The sequence below is a fragment of the Zobellia russellii genome, from assembly GCF_044597075.1.
Classification (GTDB): domain Bacteria; phylum Bacteroidota; class Bacteroidia; order Flavobacteriales; family Flavobacteriaceae; genus Zobellia; species Zobellia russellii.
The window spans coordinates 2885178-2905384 of the sequence record NZ_CP139000.1; the positions used below are offsets into that span (position 1 = coordinate 2885178).

Sequence of the window (20207 nt, forward strand, 5' to 3'; positions counted from 1 at the left end):
ATTGGATTCCTTTTCAGTAAAATTACTATACTTTTTAGGGAAACCCTAAAAAGAAAATTTTTAATATCCTGGGTTCTGAATCAACAAGCCCTTAGACCTGTCAATCTCCGTAAGTGGAAAAGGAAATACGTTGTACTTATCATCCCAAGCCGCTCCAAAAACCTCAGCACCAATTCCCCATCTGGTAATATCAAAATACCTGTGAGGCTCCAATGCAAGTTCTACTCTTCTTTCCTGCATTAACGCATCCATTGGATCTTGTGAACGATCAACAGGACCTAAACCTGCTCTTTCACGAATATCATCTATCTCGTCAAATGCAATTCCAACATCACCACCTCCTCTGATTAAAGCTTCGGCGTAAAGTAATTTGGCTTCTGCAAACCTGAACCAACGTTCATTGTTAAAATCTACTTGTCCGTTAGCAGAAGAATTGCCCACTACAGCATTTAAAGTTCCTCTATATTTTTTTAGTGTATATCCTGTTGAAGACCAAGCTGGATCGTATTCCAATTCATAACGTGTTCCATCAAAAGAGTAATACATATCTCCCTCTTGGTAAACTGTAACACCTAATCTTTCATCTCCAGCTTCATAGGCGTCAACTAAATCCTGAGTTGGCACCCACTGACCTTGCTTTCCACCTGGAGCACCTCCGGCCGCATCCCAGTAATTTCCGCGTGCAGTTCCTTGAGAAGCTTTAAAATCTTCTGAATGCGTATCATCAAAAACCCAAAGGTTATCATCCGAAAACGGTCCACCATACTGAATCTCAAAAATAGACTCTGAATTATTTTCATTGGTATAAGCAAACAATTGCTCATAATCTGGAACCAAAACATAGGGTCCTGAATTTACAACTTCTTCCAATGCAGTAATTGCAGTAGGCCAATCTTCTTTCCAAACATTTACTTTTCCTATATAGGCTTTAGCAGTCCATAAGGTTACCCTACCAGTATTGGAACCGTCCCACTCCGCAGGAAGGCCAGCTTCAGCTTCAGCTAAATCAGCCAATATTGCAGCATACAATTCTTCTTGAGTTGCATTTGGCCTAGCCTGATCATTAATACCAGTTCTAATTTCTAGAGCCAAAGGAGGAGTACCGAACATTTTCATAGCCTGAAAATGAAACCAAGCCCTTAAAAATTTGGCTTCTGCATTAATTATAGTTTTATCCTCTTCCGTCAAGTCATTCTCACCATCTAAGTTTTCAATAACTATGTTAGCTCTGTATATGCCTTCATAGATTTGAGTATACACAGCTCCAAATGGCACATCATTAGAACGAAGTAAGAGGTTATCTATATCCCTAGAAGATGTTCCGTTAACTTCATCTGCGGCCACGTCATCCGTTATAGCCAAAGAAATCTTCCAAAATTCCCCTCGTTCACCTAATGTTTCTGTACTTGTACCCCAAAAATCTTGAATAGATGAGTATGAGGCAAAAACAGCTCCATCAAAATCCGTTCTAGTTTTATAGAACTGATTTGTGGTTACACGATCCAGAGGCTCGAGTTCTAGTTGATCACCACAGGAGAAAGCTCCCAATAGCGATACAAACGCGAAAAATACAATTATTTTTTTCATAATATTTTTAGTTTTTTAGGCTTAATTGAACGTTACGGATAGTCCTAATTGAAAGATTCTAGGCAAAGGTGACGCTCCACCATCTTGACCTGTTGCCAATGTGAACTCACCTTTTTGGAAACTTTGGGTTCTCCCTACCTCTGGGTCATAGCCAGAATACTTCGTAAACGTTGCCAAGTTCTGTGCACCAACATATATTCTAAAATTTGAAATCATATCATTGGTCCAAGAAGTTAAGAGGTCTTGAGGAAGGTTGTACCCTATTTGAGCGTTCTGGATTCTCAAGTATCCCGCATCTTCTATCCAACGATCAGAGTATCTATTGTTCCCATTAGGGTCGTTCAATGTTAATCTTGGATTAGAACTGGAAGTAGCCGTTCCCTCTCCTGTCCAACGATCTAAAACCTGCGTACTAAAGTTGTTTCCAGAACTTAGATCTTCTAATGCTATCCTTGCTGAATTATATACCTGTTTGTTACCCACACCTCTAAAGTTAATTGAAAAATCAAATCCTTTATAAGCTGCATTAAAGTTTGCACCATAATAAAACCCAGGAAAAGGACTTCCCAATTCAGTTCTATCTTCTGCGTTCACTATTCCATCTCCATTTACATCTACAAAACGAATGTCTCCAGGTGATGGTGTACCATTTGCATCTGGGACAGCAGCAGCCACTTCAGCATCATTTTGATAAAGACCATCTGTCTTATAGCCATAAAAATGACCAAGACTTGCACCTTCTATAGTCCGGTGCGTGCTAGCCCCACCAATTCCAGTAACTATTTGGGTAACTTCTCCTAAATCTGTGACCTCATTTTTATTGGTCGTAAAATTACCTCCAATGGAGTAGGTGAAATCACCTATTTCTCCAGCATAATTCATTGAAAACTCAATACCTGAGTTTTTTATTGAACCAATGTTTGCATCCGGAGCTAAGAAAAATCCAGATACATAAGGTAATGGCAAGCCAATGAGAACTCCATCATTCTCTTTGTTGTAATAATCTAAACTACCTGTTAGCTTATAATTAAATAAACTAAAATCAAGACCAATATCAAACTGAGTACTAGTTTCCCAGAATAAATCTTGGTTAGCAAAAAGAGTTGGCGCAGGAGCAACAACCGTTCCCTGATCATCGCCAATAACATATCTTATATTACTATCAACAGAGCTTAAGTAAGGGAAGTTGGTAGGTGAAGCCTGGTTACCGGACTGCCCCCAACCTGCACGGATTTTTAAATCATCAAAAGCTCCCTCCTTCGGAAAGAAAGACTCATCTGAAATTCTCCAACCCAAGGATACAGAAGGAAATACATCTGTTCTATTATCTGGAGAAAATCTTGAAGTTGCATCACGACGAACATTAAAGGTTGCCAAATACTTTCCTTTGTAATTATAGGTAAGTCTACCTAACCACCCTTGCAAAGTCCAAAGATCTGCCTCATTGGCCGCTCCTACAGTTCCTACTGCACCAGTTGATGCAAAGTTTTCGTTAAACAAACTCCTACCTTGAACCCTAAGCTTATCAAATCTAAACTTTGTTTGTTCAAAACCGAACAATGCCCCTATGTTATGATCACCAAAAGACTTGTCATATTGTAAAGTTGCCGATGATGTTAACGTTAATTCAATAGGTCTGGACGAAACCAAAAGTGAAGATCCTGTTGAATTATTAAGAACAGCGTCCGAAGTAAAGTAATCTCCAACACCTACATTATAATCAATACCTAAGGAAGGCCTGAATTTCAAACCTTCTAAAATTTGCAACTCTCCATAGAAACTAGCTAATACCTTACGTGTTTGTAACGTTGTTCTAGTATATCTATCATCAGTATTAAAAAGATAGTTACTAGCAGTTATTCCGTTACCTCTAGTTTCAGGGGTAGAGTCATTATACCCAAAAGCTCCATCACCAAAAGGCTGGTAATATGGCGCATTCAATGACGAACGGAAACCGGCGTAAATACCTTGCTCACTCTGTACCTGTCTATCTGTTTGACTTAATAGAATAGACTCTCCAAATTTCAAATACTTACCGACATTGATTTCTGAATTGGCTTTTAAGGAATATCTCTTGAATCCTTGACCTAACTCTATACCGTCTTGATCTAACAATCCACCTGAAATAAAATATTTGGCCTTTTCATTTCCACCACTAACACTTACGTTATGATTTTGAATGAAGCCCGTTTTGAAAATTAAATCTTGCCAGTCAACATATGGACTTCCAGAAAACTCAGAAAGATCTCTTCCCAACTCCCCCTGAATATCAATAAACTGCTCTACATCAAGAACATCTATTCTATCTCTCGTTGTAGCCGTTGAAACATACCCGTTATAAGTTACCCTAGCGTCTCCACTTTTTCCCCTCTTAGTGGTAACGATAATAACACCGTTTGCAGCTCTTGAACCATAAATTGCAGTTGAAGCCGCATCCTTAAGGACATCTATGGATTCAATGTCATTTGCATTTAGACCAGCCAACGGGTTAGAATCAGTAGTAGAAGAAGTGTTTACCGTAATATTGGTCGTCTGCACAATAGGAATACCATCAATAACCCAAAGAGGGTCAGTATTTCCAGCTGTTCCCACACCCCTAATCAACACGCTGATAGGTGCTCCAGGATCCCCGCTACGGTTTGTAATATTAACACCAGAGATTGTACCTGCCAAAGCTTGGTCCGGACTTGTAATTGGTTTGGAAACGATATCAGCAGAACTAATTGAGCCAACAGCACCTGTTAAATCTGCTTTACGTTGCGTACCGTATCCAACAACAACAACCTCGCTGAGCGCTTGAGCATCCTCAGACATAGTAACGTTAATTGTTGTCCGACCATCAATGGCCACTTCTTGTTTGGAATATCCCACATAGGAAAATACCAAAGTAGAACTACCTTCTGGCACTTCTATAGAATAATTTCCATCAAAATCGGAAACACTCCCAACAGTAGTGCCTTTCACCAAGACATTTACGCCAGGTAAAACGCCTTGGTCGTCAGAAGTAGTACCTGAAATTGTAGTTTGCGCGCATACAGATGCCACGCCAAAGAAAAATAAAGTAACGAGCACAAAAACATGTGATCGAACCCTATTTAACCTCTTAAAGTTCTGGTTCATAATGAGTAATTTAAGTTAGTAATTGAGTTAGTATTTTATAATTTGCCTAACCTAACATGTTGAGTTATGTTAAAAAAGACAGAAAGAACTGTTGCATATATTTCAGCACAAATGCAATTCAACGTTGTTTTTGACCAAGTTACCCCCTTTTTTTTGAAAAAACCAAAATTTTAAAGGAGACAGCTCCAAAATCATTAACAAAATTAACTGAATCTATGCTACACTATGCTACAGATCAAAAATAAGTATTTTTTTAATACGAAAAACAATTTTTAAACCTCAAGAATAAGAATTAACTAATTGAGAAGGAAAAAAGTGTGAATTTTTAAATTTGAGAAGTATATTTTTCTATTATCCTCAGGGTCATCCAACCGTATTACAAGGAATTACGCTTGAACAGTTTTGAAGTAACTATAACCTGAGAAGTAACATTGTTTTTTACGTGCTGAGCCGCTAAAGTTGCCATATCCTTAAAATCTGTGGAGATGGTAGTGATGCCGTCAAAGACAATTTCCTTGATTATATGATCATTGTGGGACAACACCCCAACATCTTTACCTACTGACAATCCCTTAGTATGACAATCTTTAAGTAATTCCCAAAGAGACGCATCGTTTATGAAAAAATAGGTTGTTTCCTTTTCGACGGAACCTTCAATGTAATCCTCTACAACAACGCCATTCAACCCATAATCGGCAATAAATCTATGGAATGCGATTAGTATACCTCTTGGATAATCTCTATTTTCCGCATAGAAAAGAACTATTTTCTTGAACTTTTTAATTTCCGGAAGCAGTTCTACCAATTTATCAAAAGTAGTTCCTTCAAACTCTTGCGAAATATAAGAATACTCTTCTGGCATGGGTAAATACCGGTCAACAATCAATAATTTCTGAGGCTCAATAGTTTCAAGAAGTGGTCTAATGGCTTTATCGGGAATTGGAGCCACCACGTACATTCCATACTTCCCCCGAATATTATTAAAGATGGTTTCAAAAATAGAAACATTGTTATGATGAAAGAAGACATCTATCTGATAGCGGTTTCCTAACTCCTTTCTAAAAGTATTGTAAAAATCTTCCTGAAAACGCTGAAAGGAGAATAAAAGCAAGGCTATTCTAAGCGTTACTTTAGTTTCATCACTTATTATAAAATAACCTTTGAGCTTTTTGGACTCTACTAATCCTCTCTCTTTTAACTCTTCATATGCCTTAACGATGGTTTTTCTAGCGTAGCCAACATCAGATACCATTTTGTTTATGGAAGGTAACTTATCGCCAACAGAAATTTCACCAGAATCCAAAGCTTCGATAACGCCATGTACCAATTGCTCATGCTTGGTTAAACTATTTACTTCTTTTAGTCGATGGATTATCTGGAGTAAAGACATTAGATCCTATTAAAACAATTATGAAATTTGTAAGTATAATAATACAAATTTATTATAATAAACTTCTATATCGGTCATTTTAAGACAACAAAAGCTAAAAATTTTCATGAAAGCAAACTTAACTTCATATTTATGCTAAATATATAAATCTCAAAAGATTTAATTGCCTAAGATAAACACAACAAGTTTAAAAAATACAGACCTATCTAATTTTTCCACTTTAAAGTCTCCATAATTCCCCTAATATCATTTTGAAGATAAGCAGCCGCAGGGTATATGGAATCATAATTGGGCCTTGTATAAAAATATAGCGCACCGGTCATAAAATTCTTAGTGCTATCCGTTACATAAAACTGAGCTTGTGAAGCCGCATTTCCGCTAACCTCATAGAACATACCATATACGTTGTTCTTCTCATTAACGAAAGGCTGCTCTAAAATACCATCTGCTTTTACGGAATGTTCGTAACTCAACTTTTGAGCATCAGAAAGCAATTTTTCTACATTGTCATCAACCTTTTTGTAATTGATATAGATTTCGCCCTTCATTTCAGGGTAATCTAAAACTAAAGAAGTCTCCGTATTACTTTTAATTTTCGCATTTGTGTTATAACTGAACATAAAATGCTCTGTTTGCAACTCTCCCTGCTGGGGAGCATCATACTCCAAACGCAACTGAGCTTTGGGCTTGGGCAAAACCTCCTCCTTACATCCAATGACCAATGCGAGCAATATTAAAAGAAATAAACGATATCTATACATTTTGGGGCAACGTTATTTTTATTTGTTTTAACCTCTTTTTATCTGAGCTCTCTACTACAAATTGATAATCGTTAAACGAGATTACCTCTCCTCTCTTAGGAAAACTTCCGGCTATCTCAAGAACAAAACCGGCAATGGTCTCAGACTCTCCTTTTTGTTCTTCAAATTCGGTTTCATTCTCAATTTTGGCTACTCTATAAAAATCCTTCAAGGCAGTTTTACCATCAAAAACGAAATTAAAATCGTCCAATTTTGAAAACACAAGGTCTTCATCATCAAACTCATCACTTATATCGCCTACAATTTCTTCTATAATATCCTCTAGAGTTACAATCCCAGAAGTCCCCCCATATTCATCCACAACTACGGCCAAATGGTTCTTCTTCTCCTGAAACTCTAATAACAGATCATCTAGTTTTTTGTTTTCCGGAACAAAATAAGGTTCACGAATAAGCGTCATCCAATTAAAGGTTTTCCTATCTATATAAGGTAGTAAATCCTTAACGTAGAGCACACCAAGAACATTGTCCATATTTTCCGAAAAAACCGGAATCCTAGAATAGCCATGGGTCTTTATTTCGGACAGTATCTCTAAAAACTTCATATCCTCGCTAACCGCAAAAATATCTATTCTGGGGCGCATGACCTGCTTTGTGTCCGTATTCCCAAAAGTAACTATACCCTGCAATATCTTCTGCTCTTCCTTGGTAGTATCACCTTCTGCCGTTAACTCCAAGGCCTGCGAGAGATGGTCTACACTTAAGTTGGATTTTTGTTTGCCCAATTTGTTATACATAAAAATTGTACCCGCCCTCATCGGGAGGCTAAGCGGACTGAACAAAAAGTCTAGAATATTTAGAGGATAAGACATTAAATGGGCAAATGCTATTCTGTTACGGTTCGCGTAGACTTTGGGTAATATTTCTCCGAACATTAATATTAAAAAAGTAGCGACCACTACTTCCAAAACAAACCGGACCCATTCTAATTCCACATTCGCAAAAAGGGAGTTACCAATAGTACTGAAGAGCAATACAACACCAATATTAATGGCATTGTTTGCAATAAGAATAGTGGCCAAAAGCTTCTTGGGCCTATCCAAGAGTTTAACTATTATATTCCCACGAACACTTTTCTTTTCTGAAATCTCATTGACATCTGTAGGTGAAAGACCAAAAAATGCAACCTCTGCACCAGAAATGAGGGCAGAAGACATTAGCAATACAACTAGAATTGTAATTTCAAATGCAAAAGCACCTGTAAAAGTGACAAAATAAGGTACTAAACTAAGGGGGTCAGGGTCCAACAGTCAGAAATTTAGTAATAAAAGGCGGTTAGTGAATATAACTGCGCACCACACCCTTGCTCTAGATATAAATCGGCATTAGGTGATTTTATAAAATTACAATGGTCTGTATGCGCTTGCTTCATATTTTAATTGCATCTATAGAGGCTACTACTAAAAATACATCTTTTTTCTTAGAAAGGAAGGTCATCTTCCTGCTCTGGCCGAACTAAAGGCGCGGCTTTAGGACTACTTGCTGTATTTGAAACGGAGTTTTGCTGCGGTTGTTGCCCACCTCCTTGCTGATTTGACATACTCTCTTTCTTGGTAGTAAGAAACGTAAAATCCTGTACATGCACTTCGGTACTATAACGTGTGTTGCCGTCTTCTCCTTGCCATTGGCGGTTTTTTAAACGCCCTTCTACATAGACCTTATCTCCTTTACTTAAATACTTTTCACATATTTCAGCGGCTTTATTACGCACCACTACGTTGTGCCAATCCGTATTGGTAACACGTTCTCCCGTTTGCTTGTTCGTGTAGGTTTCGTTAGTAGCAATAGGAAAGCGGCCAATACATCCTCCACCTTCAAAATAATGCATTTTTACTTCATCGCCCAAATGGCCAATTAACATTACCTTATTTAATGTACCGCTCATAATCTACTTTTTTTGCAAGTTTGAATCTACAAATATACTTGTTTTTTAACCTCCACTATCAAGTGTTACTGTTACGATTTTTATAATTTACGGATAAAGTTGAAGAAAATAAAAAAACACTAAAGGTTCCTTTTAGTAATAGAGCTTACAATTTCTTTAAAAAGTCGGCTATTAATACTGGAACCGGGTATTTTTGTACCGCTGTCATTGAAACACCTTCCTTTAAATCACTTTTGACCTGTACAATCCAGAACGTTGTGTATAAATGTTGATGGGAAAGTTTGTGTACAATAGGGCTGGCATTGAACTTATCTATGGAAGCAATACTGATTTCATCGTCCAAACCCTTTACATTTTCCAAAAACTCTGCATCTAAAAGCTCTTTTTCCGATTCAATAAGTGGAAATTGCCAAAGATTTTGCCAAATTCCCTTGCCTTTTCGCTGCTCTAGAATGGTCTTTTCATCTTGCGACATGAAAACAACATAGTTAAAATAACGGTTGCGAACCTTGGTCTTTTTAAGCTTTACTGGAAGTTGATCTACTTTGTTCTTTTGAAGTGCAACACAACTTTCATTTAAAGGACATACGCTACAATTGGGATTTTTAGGAGAGCACTGTATGGCACCAAACTCCATGATTCCTTGGTTATAATCACGAATATTACCCGTATCCATAACCTCTCTGGCCAACTTTTTGAAATATTTAACACCTTCCGTGCTATTGATAGGCAAATCAACACCAAAATACCGAGCCAATACCCTGTAAACATTACCATCTACCACTGGTTCGGGCCTATCAAAACAAATAGACGAAATGGCACTTGCAGTATAATCTCCCACACCTCTTAAGGACAATAACTCCTTATAGGTATCAGGAAAATTACCCCCATATTCATTAACTACCATCTTAGCCGTAGCATGCAGGTTTCTTGCTCTGGAATAGTATCCCAAACCCTGCCAAAGCTTTAAAACTTCTTCTTCCGAAGCATTGGCCAAGTCCTGAACTTTGGGGTAATTGCTAATGAACTTAAGGTAGTACGGAGTACCTTGAACCACCCGTGTTTGCTGCAACATAATCTCCGAAAGCCATATTTTATACGGATCACGGGTACCACGCCAAGGAAGGGTTCTTTTATTTTCTTCGTACCAAGTAAGGATTTTATCTGAAAAGGTCATTTTTACCGCTAGTTCATGCCAAAATTAACGGATTATAAACGGATATACATTACCCAGAACAGCCATAAATTGAAAAGTGATGGTGAACTACTTAAAATTAACCCTTTAGCACAAAAGATTAATTTTAATTTATATATTTGCATCCCAAAAAAATTATACTGAAAATTTAACACGAAAGATGACGAAAGCAGAAATTGTATCGAAAATCTCAGACAAGCTGGGAATTGAAAAAGGAGACGTACAGGCTACAGTTGAGAGTTTTATGGAAGAGGTGAAATCTTCTTTGGAAAGTGGTGATAATGTGTACCTTCGCGGTTTTGGTAGTTTTATTATTAAAACTAGAGCCGAAAAAACTGGAAGAAATATTAGCAAGAACACTACAATTAAAATACCGGCACACAATATTCCTGCATTCAAACCTGCAAAGGTTTTTGTAGAAGGTGTCAAAAGCAACGTACAAGTAAAATAAATATACTAACTTAAAGTAGAATTTTATGCCGAGTGGTAAGAAGAGAAAGAGACATAAGGTAGCTACCCACAAACGCAAGAAGCGTAGGAGAGCTAACAGACACAAGAAAAAATAGTTGCTAGGGGTTGAAATTTTCAACCCCTTCGCTTGTTTTTTCACCCCATACGTTCATTGACATAGAGATTGCAGAAAATCTCGGCGAATTCCAGTAATTCGTTTTAATAATTGTTTAATCTATTTGCCTACTTATTAATTAAGTAATGGCAAATACAAATACATTCAGGTGAATAGAGAATTAATCGTACGATCTAGTTCTGATGCCGTCGATTTTGCACTCCTAAAAGATGGAAAGCTCACTGAATTGCATAAAGAAGAAGACAACAACGATTTTTCCGTTGGTGATATTTTCTTGGCAAAGGTACGTAAACCGGTAACCGGTCTAAACGCCGCCTTTGTAAACGTTGGTTATGAAAAAGATGCTTTTCTGCACTATCATGACCTTGGCCCACAACTGGCCACTATGCTTAAATTCATAAAAGGCGTGAGTACCAATAAAATTACGGATTACTCACTAGCCAACTTTCCATTTGAAAAAGACATTGACAAGAATGGCGTAATTACAGACGTCATCAAAGCCAACCAGTCATTATTGGTTCAAATCGTTAAAGAACCTATTTCTACCAAAGGACCTAGAATTAGCTCCGAACTTTCCATTGCGGGGCGTTATTTGGTAATGGTACCTTTTTCCGATCGTGTTTCCGTATCTCAAAAAATAGGAAGCAGTGAAGAAAAAGAAAGGTTAAAAATACTGGTAAGAAGTATTAAACCTAAAGGATTCGGCGTCATTATAAGAACAGTGGCCGAAGGCAAAAAAGTAGCGGAACTAGACAAAGACCTAGAAAATTTGTTGGCCAAATGGTCAACAATGTGTAAAAAATTGTACAAGGCCCACACGCCTTCAAAAGTATTGGTCGAGCTCAACAGGGCATCTTCTATCCTTAGGGATATTTTTAATGATTCCTTTACCGGAATTCATGTAGATGATGAAACCCTTCATGATCAGATCAAAGATTATGTGCTAGAAATTGCACCTGGAAAGGAATCTATAGTTAAACTGTATAATTCATCCGTTCCTATTTTTGAAAAATACGGAATAGAGCGACAGATAAAAACTTCTTTTGGCCGTACCGCCAGCATGAGCAAAGGTGCGTACCTTATTATTGAACACACCGAAGCACTTCACGTTGTAGACGTGAACAGCGGTAACCGTTCCAACAAGGCCAAAAACCAAGAAGATACCGCTTTAGAGGTAAACCTTCTGGCAGCTTCTGAAATAGCCAGACAATTGCGCTTGAGAGATATGGGAGGCATTATCGTTGTTGATTTTATTGACATGGTAAAAGCACCGCACAGGAAAAAACTTTTTGACCATCTTCGCGATGAAATGAAAGATGACCGTGCCAAGCACAAAATATTACCTCCTAGTAAGTTTGGACTTATACAGATTACAAGACAACGGGTACGGCCCGAAATGAACATCAAGACCACCGAGGAAAATCCGAATGGTAATGGGAAAGAAATAGAAGCCCCAATAGTCTTGATAGACAAAATTAATGCCGACCTTGAAAAGTTGTTGAAAGGCCCTAAAAAAGATAACGGAATTACACTTAACATTCATCCGTTTATCGCGGCCTATATTACTAAAGGCTTTCCTTCCATGCGTTCTAAATGGTTCTTAGAACACAAAAAATGGATTAAAATTCAACCTAGGGATGCGTATACGTATCTTGAATACCGTTTTAAAGATAAAGACGGTAAAACAATATATTAAAAGTTTTTAAAGCGACCTTCGGCAACGATGGTCGCTTTTTTTATGCCTTATATTTAAATTCAAAGTTAGCTTCCTTACTACTTCAAATTGTATTTTTGTTTCTAAATACATTGGCAAAACCAGAATTTCTATATGCATGAACAACGCGCCTATTCCATTGAAGAAGCCAAAAGAAAACTAGAAGGGTATTGCGCCTATCAAGACCGCTGCCACAAAGAGGTGGTTACGAAACTCAAGCAAATGCGAATGATTCCTGAGGCCATAGATCAAATTATAGTTCATTTGATCCATGAGAATTTCTTGAACGAAGAACGTTTTGCCCAAAGTTTTGCCCGAGGTAAGTTTTCCATGAAAAAATGGGGCAGAAATCGCATTGTAAGCGAGCTGAAGCAACGCAATATCTCTAAATACAATATTACCACAGCGCTAAAAGAAATAGACGACGAAGCCTATCTAAAAACGCTGGACAGCTTAGCCTTAAAAAGACTGGAGCAGATTACCGAACAAAACCCCTTAAAACGAAAGAAGAAATTAGCGGACTATCTTTTATATAGGGGATGGGAAAGCCATTTAGTCTACGAAAAACTAAAAGAGCTTGTTCCCTAAACTATATTCTTTTATAAAAAGTTAAAAACAGCCCCTATGTTAACCATAAATTGGTTGTGAAGCTTATCGGCAGGTTCCAAATCCTCAATTTTATATTTGGCAATAGGAAAACCTAATTCCGTATAAATTCCCAAACCGTCCGAGAAAAAGTAACGCGCACCCAAATGAAAACCAAAATTCTTAAGACCTAAATCCAATCCCGGATAAACATCTACCTCATCACTAAGTCCCACTATATTTCCTAAATGCGCACTAAAACGGGCCTTTGTATCAAAACGTTCCCAAGTACTGGCAGAAACACTCTCATCAATACCCAAAAGGTAGGTTGCCGTTGCACCAATAGATATATTCTCACCTAATCCAAAATCATAAGAAGTCATAATTCCTGTGCCGTGTCCCTGAAAATTGGCCCCAACCTGGAACTTTTGATCATCCCTACCCTCATAGGCCTGAGCCGATAGAAAAGTAGTTGTAAGAAGTAAGCAAACTGATAGAGTGTAAAATTTCATTTAAAGTGTGTTTTTATGAAAAATGGATGCTCGAAAAAATTAATTGGACACTCTTTTAGAGGTTCGCTCTATGGCCTTTTGGTTTTTTCGGTCTATCCATTTCTGACCTTGTATTTTTCGCATTAAGATGTCAAAATTACGCATTATGAAAACATTATAAAGCCCCTCGGCAAAATTTATGGGGTTCTTTGGCCAAGACCTTAGACTCATTGAAAATCCCGGAGTTTTGTATTTCATATAATGCCAATAGCCTTCGGGCATATATAGCACCTCACCATGGTTCAATTCCGTTTTATAACCGTTGGCCTTTTGCAAGGCGGGCCACTTATTAAAGTCCGGATTATCAAAATCTATGCTTTCATGGGTGATAAGCGAATTGGGCACCTTGTACAAATATTTAGTCTCTGAAGGCGCAAACAAGATACACTCCTTTTTCCCTTCGAAATGAAAATGGAAAATATTGGACATATCTATATCATAATGCATAAAGGTGTAGGAGTCCATCCCCCCAAAAAAGAGCATGGGCAACTTTTTCTTTAAGGTCAATCCAAAATCGGGAAACTCGTAATCCTTTTGAAGCTGAGGCACTTCCTTTAGTACATTCCAAAGAAAGATTCGGTATTTGGTAGGTTTGGCCTTTAGCAAATCAATGTATTCGGACATCTTCATTTGCGCATGCGGCTCATTAAAACCATCTTCATGGTTTACCGGGCGATCATCATAAAGAGGAACAGTTTTATCTCCTGCAACCTCCCGAATATAATCAAGGTTCCATTTTTTAAAAGCCGGCCAATTTTCTATGGCGCGTTCTATCACCACAGGTTTCTGCGGTTTAAAATACTGTTCTAAAAAATCTTCCTTAGAGATTGTTGATACCCTTGGAATAGCCGCTAATTTCAATGGAATTAAGGTTATGTATAGTTGGCAAATTTAATTAACCTTATGGAAATATTTTCTTAAAATTAACCTAATCTACCACTTTACTCTTTGCCTTAGCCTCTTCATTACGCTCAATGGTATGGCCCGGTCGGCTCCATTTAGGCTTTTCACCAAGAGGTTGCAACTTAGATTCCGAAGCCTCCACAGTTTTGGGTTGCGAAACTTTGGTAAACGGCTTTTGAGGATTTAATCCCAATAATTTGAACATTTCCATATCCTCGTTTACGTCAGGATTTGGAGTGGTCAATAACTTGTCTCCCGCAAAAATGGAATTGGCACCAGCAAAAAAGCACATAGCCTGTCCTTCCCTACTCATTTCTGTACGCCCAGCAGATAAACGCACTTGAGTCTCCGGCATCACAATACGTGTAGTAGCAACCATACGGATCATATCCCAAATAGAAACGGGCTCCATATCTTCCATTGGCGTACCTTCTACAGCTACTAATGAATTGATAGGCACAGATTCCGGTTGTGGGTTTAGACTAGCCAAGGCCACCAACATTCCGGCACGGTCTTCAACTGCCTCTCCCATACCTATGATACCACCGCTACAAACTGTTACATTGCTCTTGCGCACGTTATCTATAGTTTCTAGACGATCCTCAAACGCGCGGGTAGAAATAACATCTTTATAATAATCTTCCGAAGTATCCAAATTGTGATTGTAGGCGTATAGACCTGCTTCTGCCAAACGGTGTGCCTGGTTTTCGGTTAACATACCCAAAGTACAGCAAACCTCCATATCTAGCTTGTTTATGGTACGTACCATTTCCAACACTTGATCAAACTCAGGGCCATCTTTTACGTTACGCCATGCAGCTCCCATACAAACACGAGAACTTCCGGAAGCTTTTGCCCTTAAAGCTTGAGCCTTTACGTGCGAAACTTTCATAAGATCGTTCCCTTCAATATCTGTGTGGTATCTTGCCGCTTGTGGGCAATACCCACAGTCTTCCGGGCAACCGCCCGTTTTTATAGAAAGTAAAGTAGACACCTGAACCGTATTGGGATCATGATGTTTTCTATGGATGGTAGCCGCATCATACAGCAGCTCCATTAAAGGTTTATTGTAAATATCAAGAATCTCTTCTTTCGTCCAGTTATGTCTAGTTTCGCTCATAGTCTTTTTGAAATCTGGCTTCAAAAATAACCTTTCTAAATTTAGAATACCAAATAAGGCCAAATAATCATGCTTATAGAAATGAAAAAAGCCCGCTGAAATAACTCAACGGGCCCTTATTCTAAAGATTGAAAACCGATTTATTCCTTTTCTTTTTTCTCATCCGAATTAACAGGATTTACCTCTTTGGCCTCACTTTCATCGGTTACATCCTTGCCTTTTAAATACTCCGGTAATTGCATTCCGGCCATATTGAACATTTCTTGCAATGGCGGAACCGACTTATACATTCCTGATATAAAGTTTGCCGTTGAGCCTTTTCCATCTGCTGTCTTGGCACCCGAATCCCACACGGTTACTTTATCAATTTTAATGTTTTTGATAGCTTCTGCTTGGGTTTTTACTAATTCAGGAAGCTTATCGGCCACCAATAACAATACCGCATCTTTAGGATTGTTGCCTGCAGCTTTTACAATTTCGTCAAGACCTTGTGCTTGCTTCGTTAAGATTTCGAACAGACCTTTTGCTTCTGCCTGTGCCTTGAACAAAATAGCATCTGCCTCACCTTTTGCTTTTCTACGGATCATCTCAGCTTCCGCTTCGGCATCAATCTCAACTTTCTTTTTATCTATTTCCGCAGGAACTACAATATCTGCCATTTGAGAACTACGTACCCTTTCCGCTCTTGCAATTTCTGCATCTTTTTCAGCCGCATAAGACTCTTCCAAAGCTTTTGCTGCCTGTACTTTTTCCGCTGCAATAGCTGTTCTTTCCGCTTCCGCTTCTCTCTGACGACGTAACGAATCCGAATTTGCTACATTGATTTTTGCAATATTTTCCCCTTCTACAGCCTGCGCGTTGGCAGCTGCCACCTGTGTACGTTGATCCTGTACCGCATTGGCCTCACCAATAGAACCATCTCTGTTTTTCTCAGCAACGGATTTTCTTGCCGCGTTAATAGCGTGTGCCGCGGCTTCCTTACCCAAAGCTTCTATATAGCCCGACTCATCTACAATATCCGTAATATTTACGTTGATAAGTTTGAGACCCACTTTCTTTAATTCCGATTCTACACTCTGTGAGATATTAGTCAAAAATTTATCTCGATCCGAATTGATTTCCTCAATATCCATTGAAGCCACTACCAAACGTAATTGACCAAAAATAATCTCTTTTGCCAAATCCTGAACCTCTTGCATACCCTGCCCCAAAAGACGTTCGGCGGCATTTTGCATAATTCCCGGTTCCGTTGAAATACCAATGGTAAAACGAGAAGGGACATTCACCCTAATATTCTGCTTACTTAACGCGTTTACAAGATTAACCTCAATGGAAATAGGCGTTAAATCCAAATATTCATAATCCTGGATCACGGGCCAAATAAAGGCGGCACCACCATGAATACATTTTGCCGAACTACCGGCACCTACTTTACCATACACCACAAGGATACGATCAGAAGGACAACGTTTGTACCTTCTAATGAACGATATGATAATGATAAAAAAGAAGAGAATGGCAAAGCCAATGGCGAGCAACGAGGCGCTTCCCGCTAACTGTAAGGGTATTAATAACATTTGGTTATTTATTTAGGGGTTCAACAATTAAAATTCCGTTTGCGGTAACTTCTTTTACGATAACTACATTGCCTTGCACAAGGTCTTCATTAGCATTGGTCAATGCTTCGAGTTCGCGCAGTGTTCCCTGCACATTTATACTTACTTTACCAATGCTCTTACGATTGGCTCCAATAGTTAAATACACCTCACCAATTTGGTTAAGGGCATTCTTAAGTTTGAGAGTACCGCTGCTTTGCAGTTTACCCAAATAGTAGAATAAAGATGCCATGGCCAACATCATTAGCAGACCGCAAATCAACGATATAAGAACCGTAATGCCTTTGGACATTCCCGCATCCAAGCAAGCGATACCGGACCACCCAAAAAGGGTAAAAAAACCAACAAGGTTTTTAAAGGATAAAAATTGAAATTCAATTCCGGTGTCCGCATCAATATCGGCATCTACATCGCCATCTACATCATCTACCTCCCCACCAATAAAAGTTAATAATAGAAGAATAATGAGAATTACGGAGGCCACTAAGGCCGTTACCCAATAGATTTTCTCAAATAAAGTCATCATTTCGAACCCTAGTTCCATAAGCTAAAAGTTAGGTTGGCGATTAAAGATAAGAATAATCTTACCTTAAACTAATTCGAAAGCGGACTATACGTTACGAGACAATAGAATAGAAACTGCATTACCCCCAAAACCTACCGCATTTACCAAAACTTTACTAAGTTTTTTTGGTGTAGACGAATAGGTAACGAAAGGTACTTTTACCACCTGTTGGTGCTGCAACATCAAGACCGCCAATTCTATGCTTAACGCTCCCGAAGCTCCAAAAGTATGCCCTACTTTCCATTTATTTGTAGTCAGAAAAGGCAACTTGTTACAAAATACTTTCTCAATGGCCTTATACTCAGATATATCTCCCTTAATTGTTCCTGGCGCATGCATTACAATGGCATCTACCTCATTTGGATTTATTTCTCCCAAAGCCATTTTCATGGAACTCTGAAAACACTCCGCATCCGTAGAGATTGAAATATTATGGCGCAAAGGCTCTGTGGCATACCCTACACCCTCAATTACGGCCAAGGTTTTAGAGGAAACTCCATTTTCCAAACAGATAACGGAGGCACCCTCTCCAAGAACCATCATGTTCCTTTCCTTATCAAAGTCCAAGGCACGGTTCGGGAACTCATTCCCCTTATTGGTATCCGTATCCTTTTTGTATTGGGAATATATTTTTAGTGCCTTCATTTGGGCAATGGTAAAAGGCGTTAACGGGGCTTCGCTGCCACCTACCAAAAATTTGTTTGCCATACCGCTCCTTAGCCATGCCACACCGTTTAAAACAGCATGAAGTGCCGTAGAACAGGTTATGGAATGAGAAATTTCCGGACCTTGGGTCTTAAGGTCATGCGCAATCCACGAGGAGATATTCCCTAAGGTTGTAGTTGGTGAAGTGAGCGTTGCCGTTTTGTTGTTCGCCAAAAACTCTTGATGGTATTTTTCAAAAAGTGCCGTTGCCCCTCTTGAGGACCCTATGTTGATACCAAAGTCATCTCCCGCTTTCCATCCGGCTGTGGCAATGGCCTCTCTTGAGGCATACAAGGCGAAAAGAACGGAATCATCAAGGCTTTTATATTTATTGTCCGAATTTCTGAGTGCCTCTATCGCTTGCTTAGACTCATTGGACAAAGCGGCTATCCATTCTAACTCCTCTCCAAATTCATTTTGAATAAAAAAATGGTTGTCTTTAGAGTAGTTCGCCCAAGTTTCGCTGGAAGTTTTCCCTAATGGGGAAATTGAGCCTATGGCGGTAATGGATATTGGTTCTTTCAAGCGGCAAGTTTAAATACTGTTCAATAAATCTTCTATGGTAGTATATATTTTTTGCAACTGCGCATCCGTAATCACATAGGGAGCAGAAATATAAATGGTACTACCAAGGGGCCGCAAAAATACACCATTATCCATAAAATGTTTGAACATTTGGTCACGTAAATTCCCGTAGCGTTCCATTTTTACATTAAGGTCCAAGGCGTAAATAATACCGCATTGGCGGGTACGGGCTACTTTTGGGTGCTTTCTAATTTTAAAGTCGAACACCCGATGTGATGCGATTATGCTTTGAATTCTACCTTGGATTTCCTTTGATTGCAACAGTTCCAGTCCGGCCAAAGCCGCAGTGCACGCCAATGGATTACCTGTATAGGTATGACCATGGAATAAACCTTTAGCCAATTCATCGCTATAAAAGGCATCATAAACCTCTTGGGTACAACTCGTAATTGCCATAGGAATCAAGCCCGCAGTCAAGGCCTTGGACATGCAAATTACATCAGGTTTGGTTTCAATATACTCCGAAGCAAAGGGTTTTCCGGTTTTTCCGAAGCCCGTCATTACCTCATCGGCAATGGTGAGCACTTTATGCTGTTTTAGAAGGCGCAATATACGATCTAGATTTTCGGCTTTGTGCATTTTCATCGCCGCGGCACCTTGTACCAAAGGCTCGTAAATGAAGCCTGCAATATCGTTTTGTTTTAACCTCGTTTCCAACTGAAGCAAGATTTCCTCAATATTTTCATCCGTAGGAACGGCAATTCGCTCTACATCGATAAAAAATTCTTCAAAAGGACCATTATAAACCGAAAGCCCAGAAACAGACATGGCACCGAACGTATCTCCATGAAAACCTTCTTCAAAAGCAAGCATGGTCTTGCGCTTTCTCCCTTGATTAAAATGGAACTGTAAGGCCATTTTAATGCCTATTTCTGTAGCCGTGGAACCATTATCGGAAAAGAAGAGTTTTTGTTGGTTTTTGGGCAAAACCTTTATCAGCTCTTCGGATAGTTTTACCGCAGGTTCATGGGTAAATCCGCTAAACACCACCTGATCCAACTTTTGCATTTGGGCATGCACCTTGTTGGTAATATACTCATTGCAATGGCCATAGGCACTGGTGTACCATGAGGCTATGCCATCTATATATTCCTTTCCATTCTCATCGTACAAAACAGCACCTTTTGCCCTAACTATTCCTAACATGTTAGAATGCAGTTTATGCTGCGTTAATGGGTGCCACAGGTGTTTTTTATCTCTAGCGGATAGCGTTTCGGTTACTAGAGTTTCTGATGTATTTGCCTTCTTCATGATGCAAAGATGAGGAATTAAAACTTTTT

The 20207-nt window shown here is 38.9% G+C and carries 17 protein-coding genes; 3 read left to right on the plus strand and 14 right to left on the minus strand.

All coding sequences use genetic code 11. The features are described 5' to 3' along the window. Nucleotides 1–60: 60 nt before the first annotated feature. From SJY45_RS11705 to mutY, 7 genes are all read right to left on the minus strand, one after another. Nucleotides 61–1587: a RagB/SusD family nutrient uptake outer membrane protein gene (locus SJY45_RS11705; protein ID WP_400070885.1), complete on the minus strand. Its 1527-nt coding sequence runs from the start codon at nucleotides 1585–1587 to the stop codon at nucleotides 61–63. Between the two features lie 21 nt (nucleotides 1588–1608). Continuing rightward, nucleotides 1609–4707 carry a TonB-dependent receptor gene (locus SJY45_RS11710; protein WP_289060666.1) on the minus strand — a complete coding sequence of 1033 codons (3099 nt, stop codon included), beginning with the start codon at nucleotides 4705–4707 and terminating at the stop codon, nucleotides 1609–1611. A 376-nt stretch (nucleotides 4708–5083) separates the two neighbouring features. Next, nucleotides 5084–6097, minus strand: coding sequence for a GntR family transcriptional regulator (locus tag SJY45_RS11715; RefSeq protein ID WP_215437440.1), 1014 nt, complete (start codon nucleotides 6095–6097; stop codon nucleotides 5084–5086). Nucleotides 6098–6303: 206 nt separating this feature from the next. After that, nucleotides 6304–6858, minus strand: a complete 555-nt coding sequence (gene gldD, locus SJY45_RS11720) for a gliding motility lipoprotein GldD (RefSeq protein ID WP_215437438.1) — start codon at nucleotides 6856–6858, stop codon at nucleotides 6304–6306. Next, nucleotides 6851–8164 (minus strand): gliding motility-associated protein GldE, encoded by a 1314-nt coding sequence (locus tag SJY45_RS11725; RefSeq protein WP_215437435.1) that lies wholly within the window; start codon nucleotides 8162–8164, stop codon nucleotides 6851–6853. Before SJY45_RS11725 ends, gldD begins: the two co-directional genes overlap by 8 nt. A 173-nt stretch (nucleotides 8165–8337) precedes the next feature. Further along, nucleotides 8338–8802, minus strand: a complete 465-nt coding sequence (locus tag SJY45_RS11730; RefSeq protein WP_215437433.1) for a single-stranded DNA-binding protein — start codon at nucleotides 8800–8802, stop codon at nucleotides 8338–8340. A gap of 145 nt (nucleotides 8803–8947) precedes the next feature. Continuing rightward, nucleotides 8948–9979: an A/G-specific adenine glycosylase gene (gene mutY, locus SJY45_RS11735; protein ID WP_400070889.1), complete on the minus strand. Its 1032-nt coding sequence runs from the start codon at nucleotides 9977–9979 to the stop codon at nucleotides 8948–8950. Nucleotides 9980–10157: 178 nt separating this feature from the next. Between mutY and SJY45_RS11740 the strand changes: the two genes are divergently transcribed. From SJY45_RS11740 to SJY45_RS11750, 3 genes are all read left to right on the plus strand, one after another. Beyond that, nucleotides 10158–10448: an HU family DNA-binding protein gene (locus SJY45_RS11740; protein WP_038236075.1), complete on the plus strand. Its 291-nt coding sequence runs from the start codon at nucleotides 10158–10160 to the stop codon at nucleotides 10446–10448. 283 nt (nucleotides 10449–10731) lie between these two features. Next, nucleotides 10732–12279 carry a ribonuclease E/G gene (locus tag SJY45_RS11745; protein WP_215437429.1) on the plus strand — a complete coding sequence of 516 codons (1548 nt, stop codon included), beginning with the start codon at nucleotides 10732–10734 and terminating at the stop codon, nucleotides 12277–12279. 132 nt (nucleotides 12280–12411) lie between these two features. Beyond that, complete coding sequence (locus SJY45_RS11750) at nucleotides 12412–12885, plus strand: regulatory protein RecX (protein WP_215437427.1); 474 nt, start codon at nucleotides 12412–12414, stop codon at nucleotides 12883–12885. 11 nt (nucleotides 12886–12896) lie between these two features. Here SJY45_RS11750 and SJY45_RS11755 read toward each other — a convergent pair whose 3' ends face one another. From SJY45_RS11755 to bioA, 7 genes are all read right to left on the minus strand, one after another. Then, nucleotides 12897–13394, minus strand: a complete 498-nt coding sequence (locus tag SJY45_RS11755; protein ID WP_400070892.1) for a DUF6646 family protein — start codon at nucleotides 13392–13394, stop codon at nucleotides 12897–12899. 39 nt (nucleotides 13395–13433) lie between these two features. Next, nucleotides 13434–14294: a cupin-like domain-containing protein gene (locus tag SJY45_RS11760; RefSeq protein ID WP_215913685.1), complete on the minus strand. Its 861-nt coding sequence runs from the start codon at nucleotides 14292–14294 to the stop codon at nucleotides 13434–13436. A gap of 67 nt (nucleotides 14295–14361) precedes the next feature. Next, a complete protein-coding gene (gene bioB, locus SJY45_RS11765) occupies nucleotides 14362–15456 on the minus strand; it encodes a biotin synthase BioB (protein ID WP_289037358.1) in 1095 nt (364 codons plus the stop codon). A gap of 140 nt (nucleotides 15457–15596) precedes the next feature. Beyond that, nucleotides 15597–17033 (minus strand): flotillin family protein, encoded by a 1437-nt coding sequence (locus tag SJY45_RS11770; protein ID WP_400070894.1) that lies wholly within the window; start codon nucleotides 17031–17033, stop codon nucleotides 15597–15599. 4 nt (nucleotides 17034–17037) lie between these two features. Continuing rightward, nucleotides 17038–17616: a hypothetical protein gene (locus SJY45_RS11775; RefSeq protein ID WP_400070896.1), complete on the minus strand. Its 579-nt coding sequence runs from the start codon at nucleotides 17614–17616 to the stop codon at nucleotides 17038–17040. A 66-nt stretch (nucleotides 17617–17682) separates the two neighbouring features. Beyond that, nucleotides 17683–18867 carry a beta-ketoacyl synthase N-terminal-like domain-containing protein gene (locus SJY45_RS11780; protein WP_400070898.1) on the minus strand — a complete coding sequence of 395 codons (1185 nt, stop codon included), beginning with the start codon at nucleotides 18865–18867 and terminating at the stop codon, nucleotides 17683–17685. A gap of 9 nt (nucleotides 18868–18876) precedes the next feature. Continuing rightward, entirely contained in the window at nucleotides 18877–20178 is a 1302-nt protein-coding gene (gene bioA, locus SJY45_RS11785) for an adenosylmethionine--8-amino-7-oxononanoate transaminase (protein WP_400070900.1), read from the minus strand. Between the last annotated feature and the right edge of the window lie 29 nt (nucleotides 20179–20207).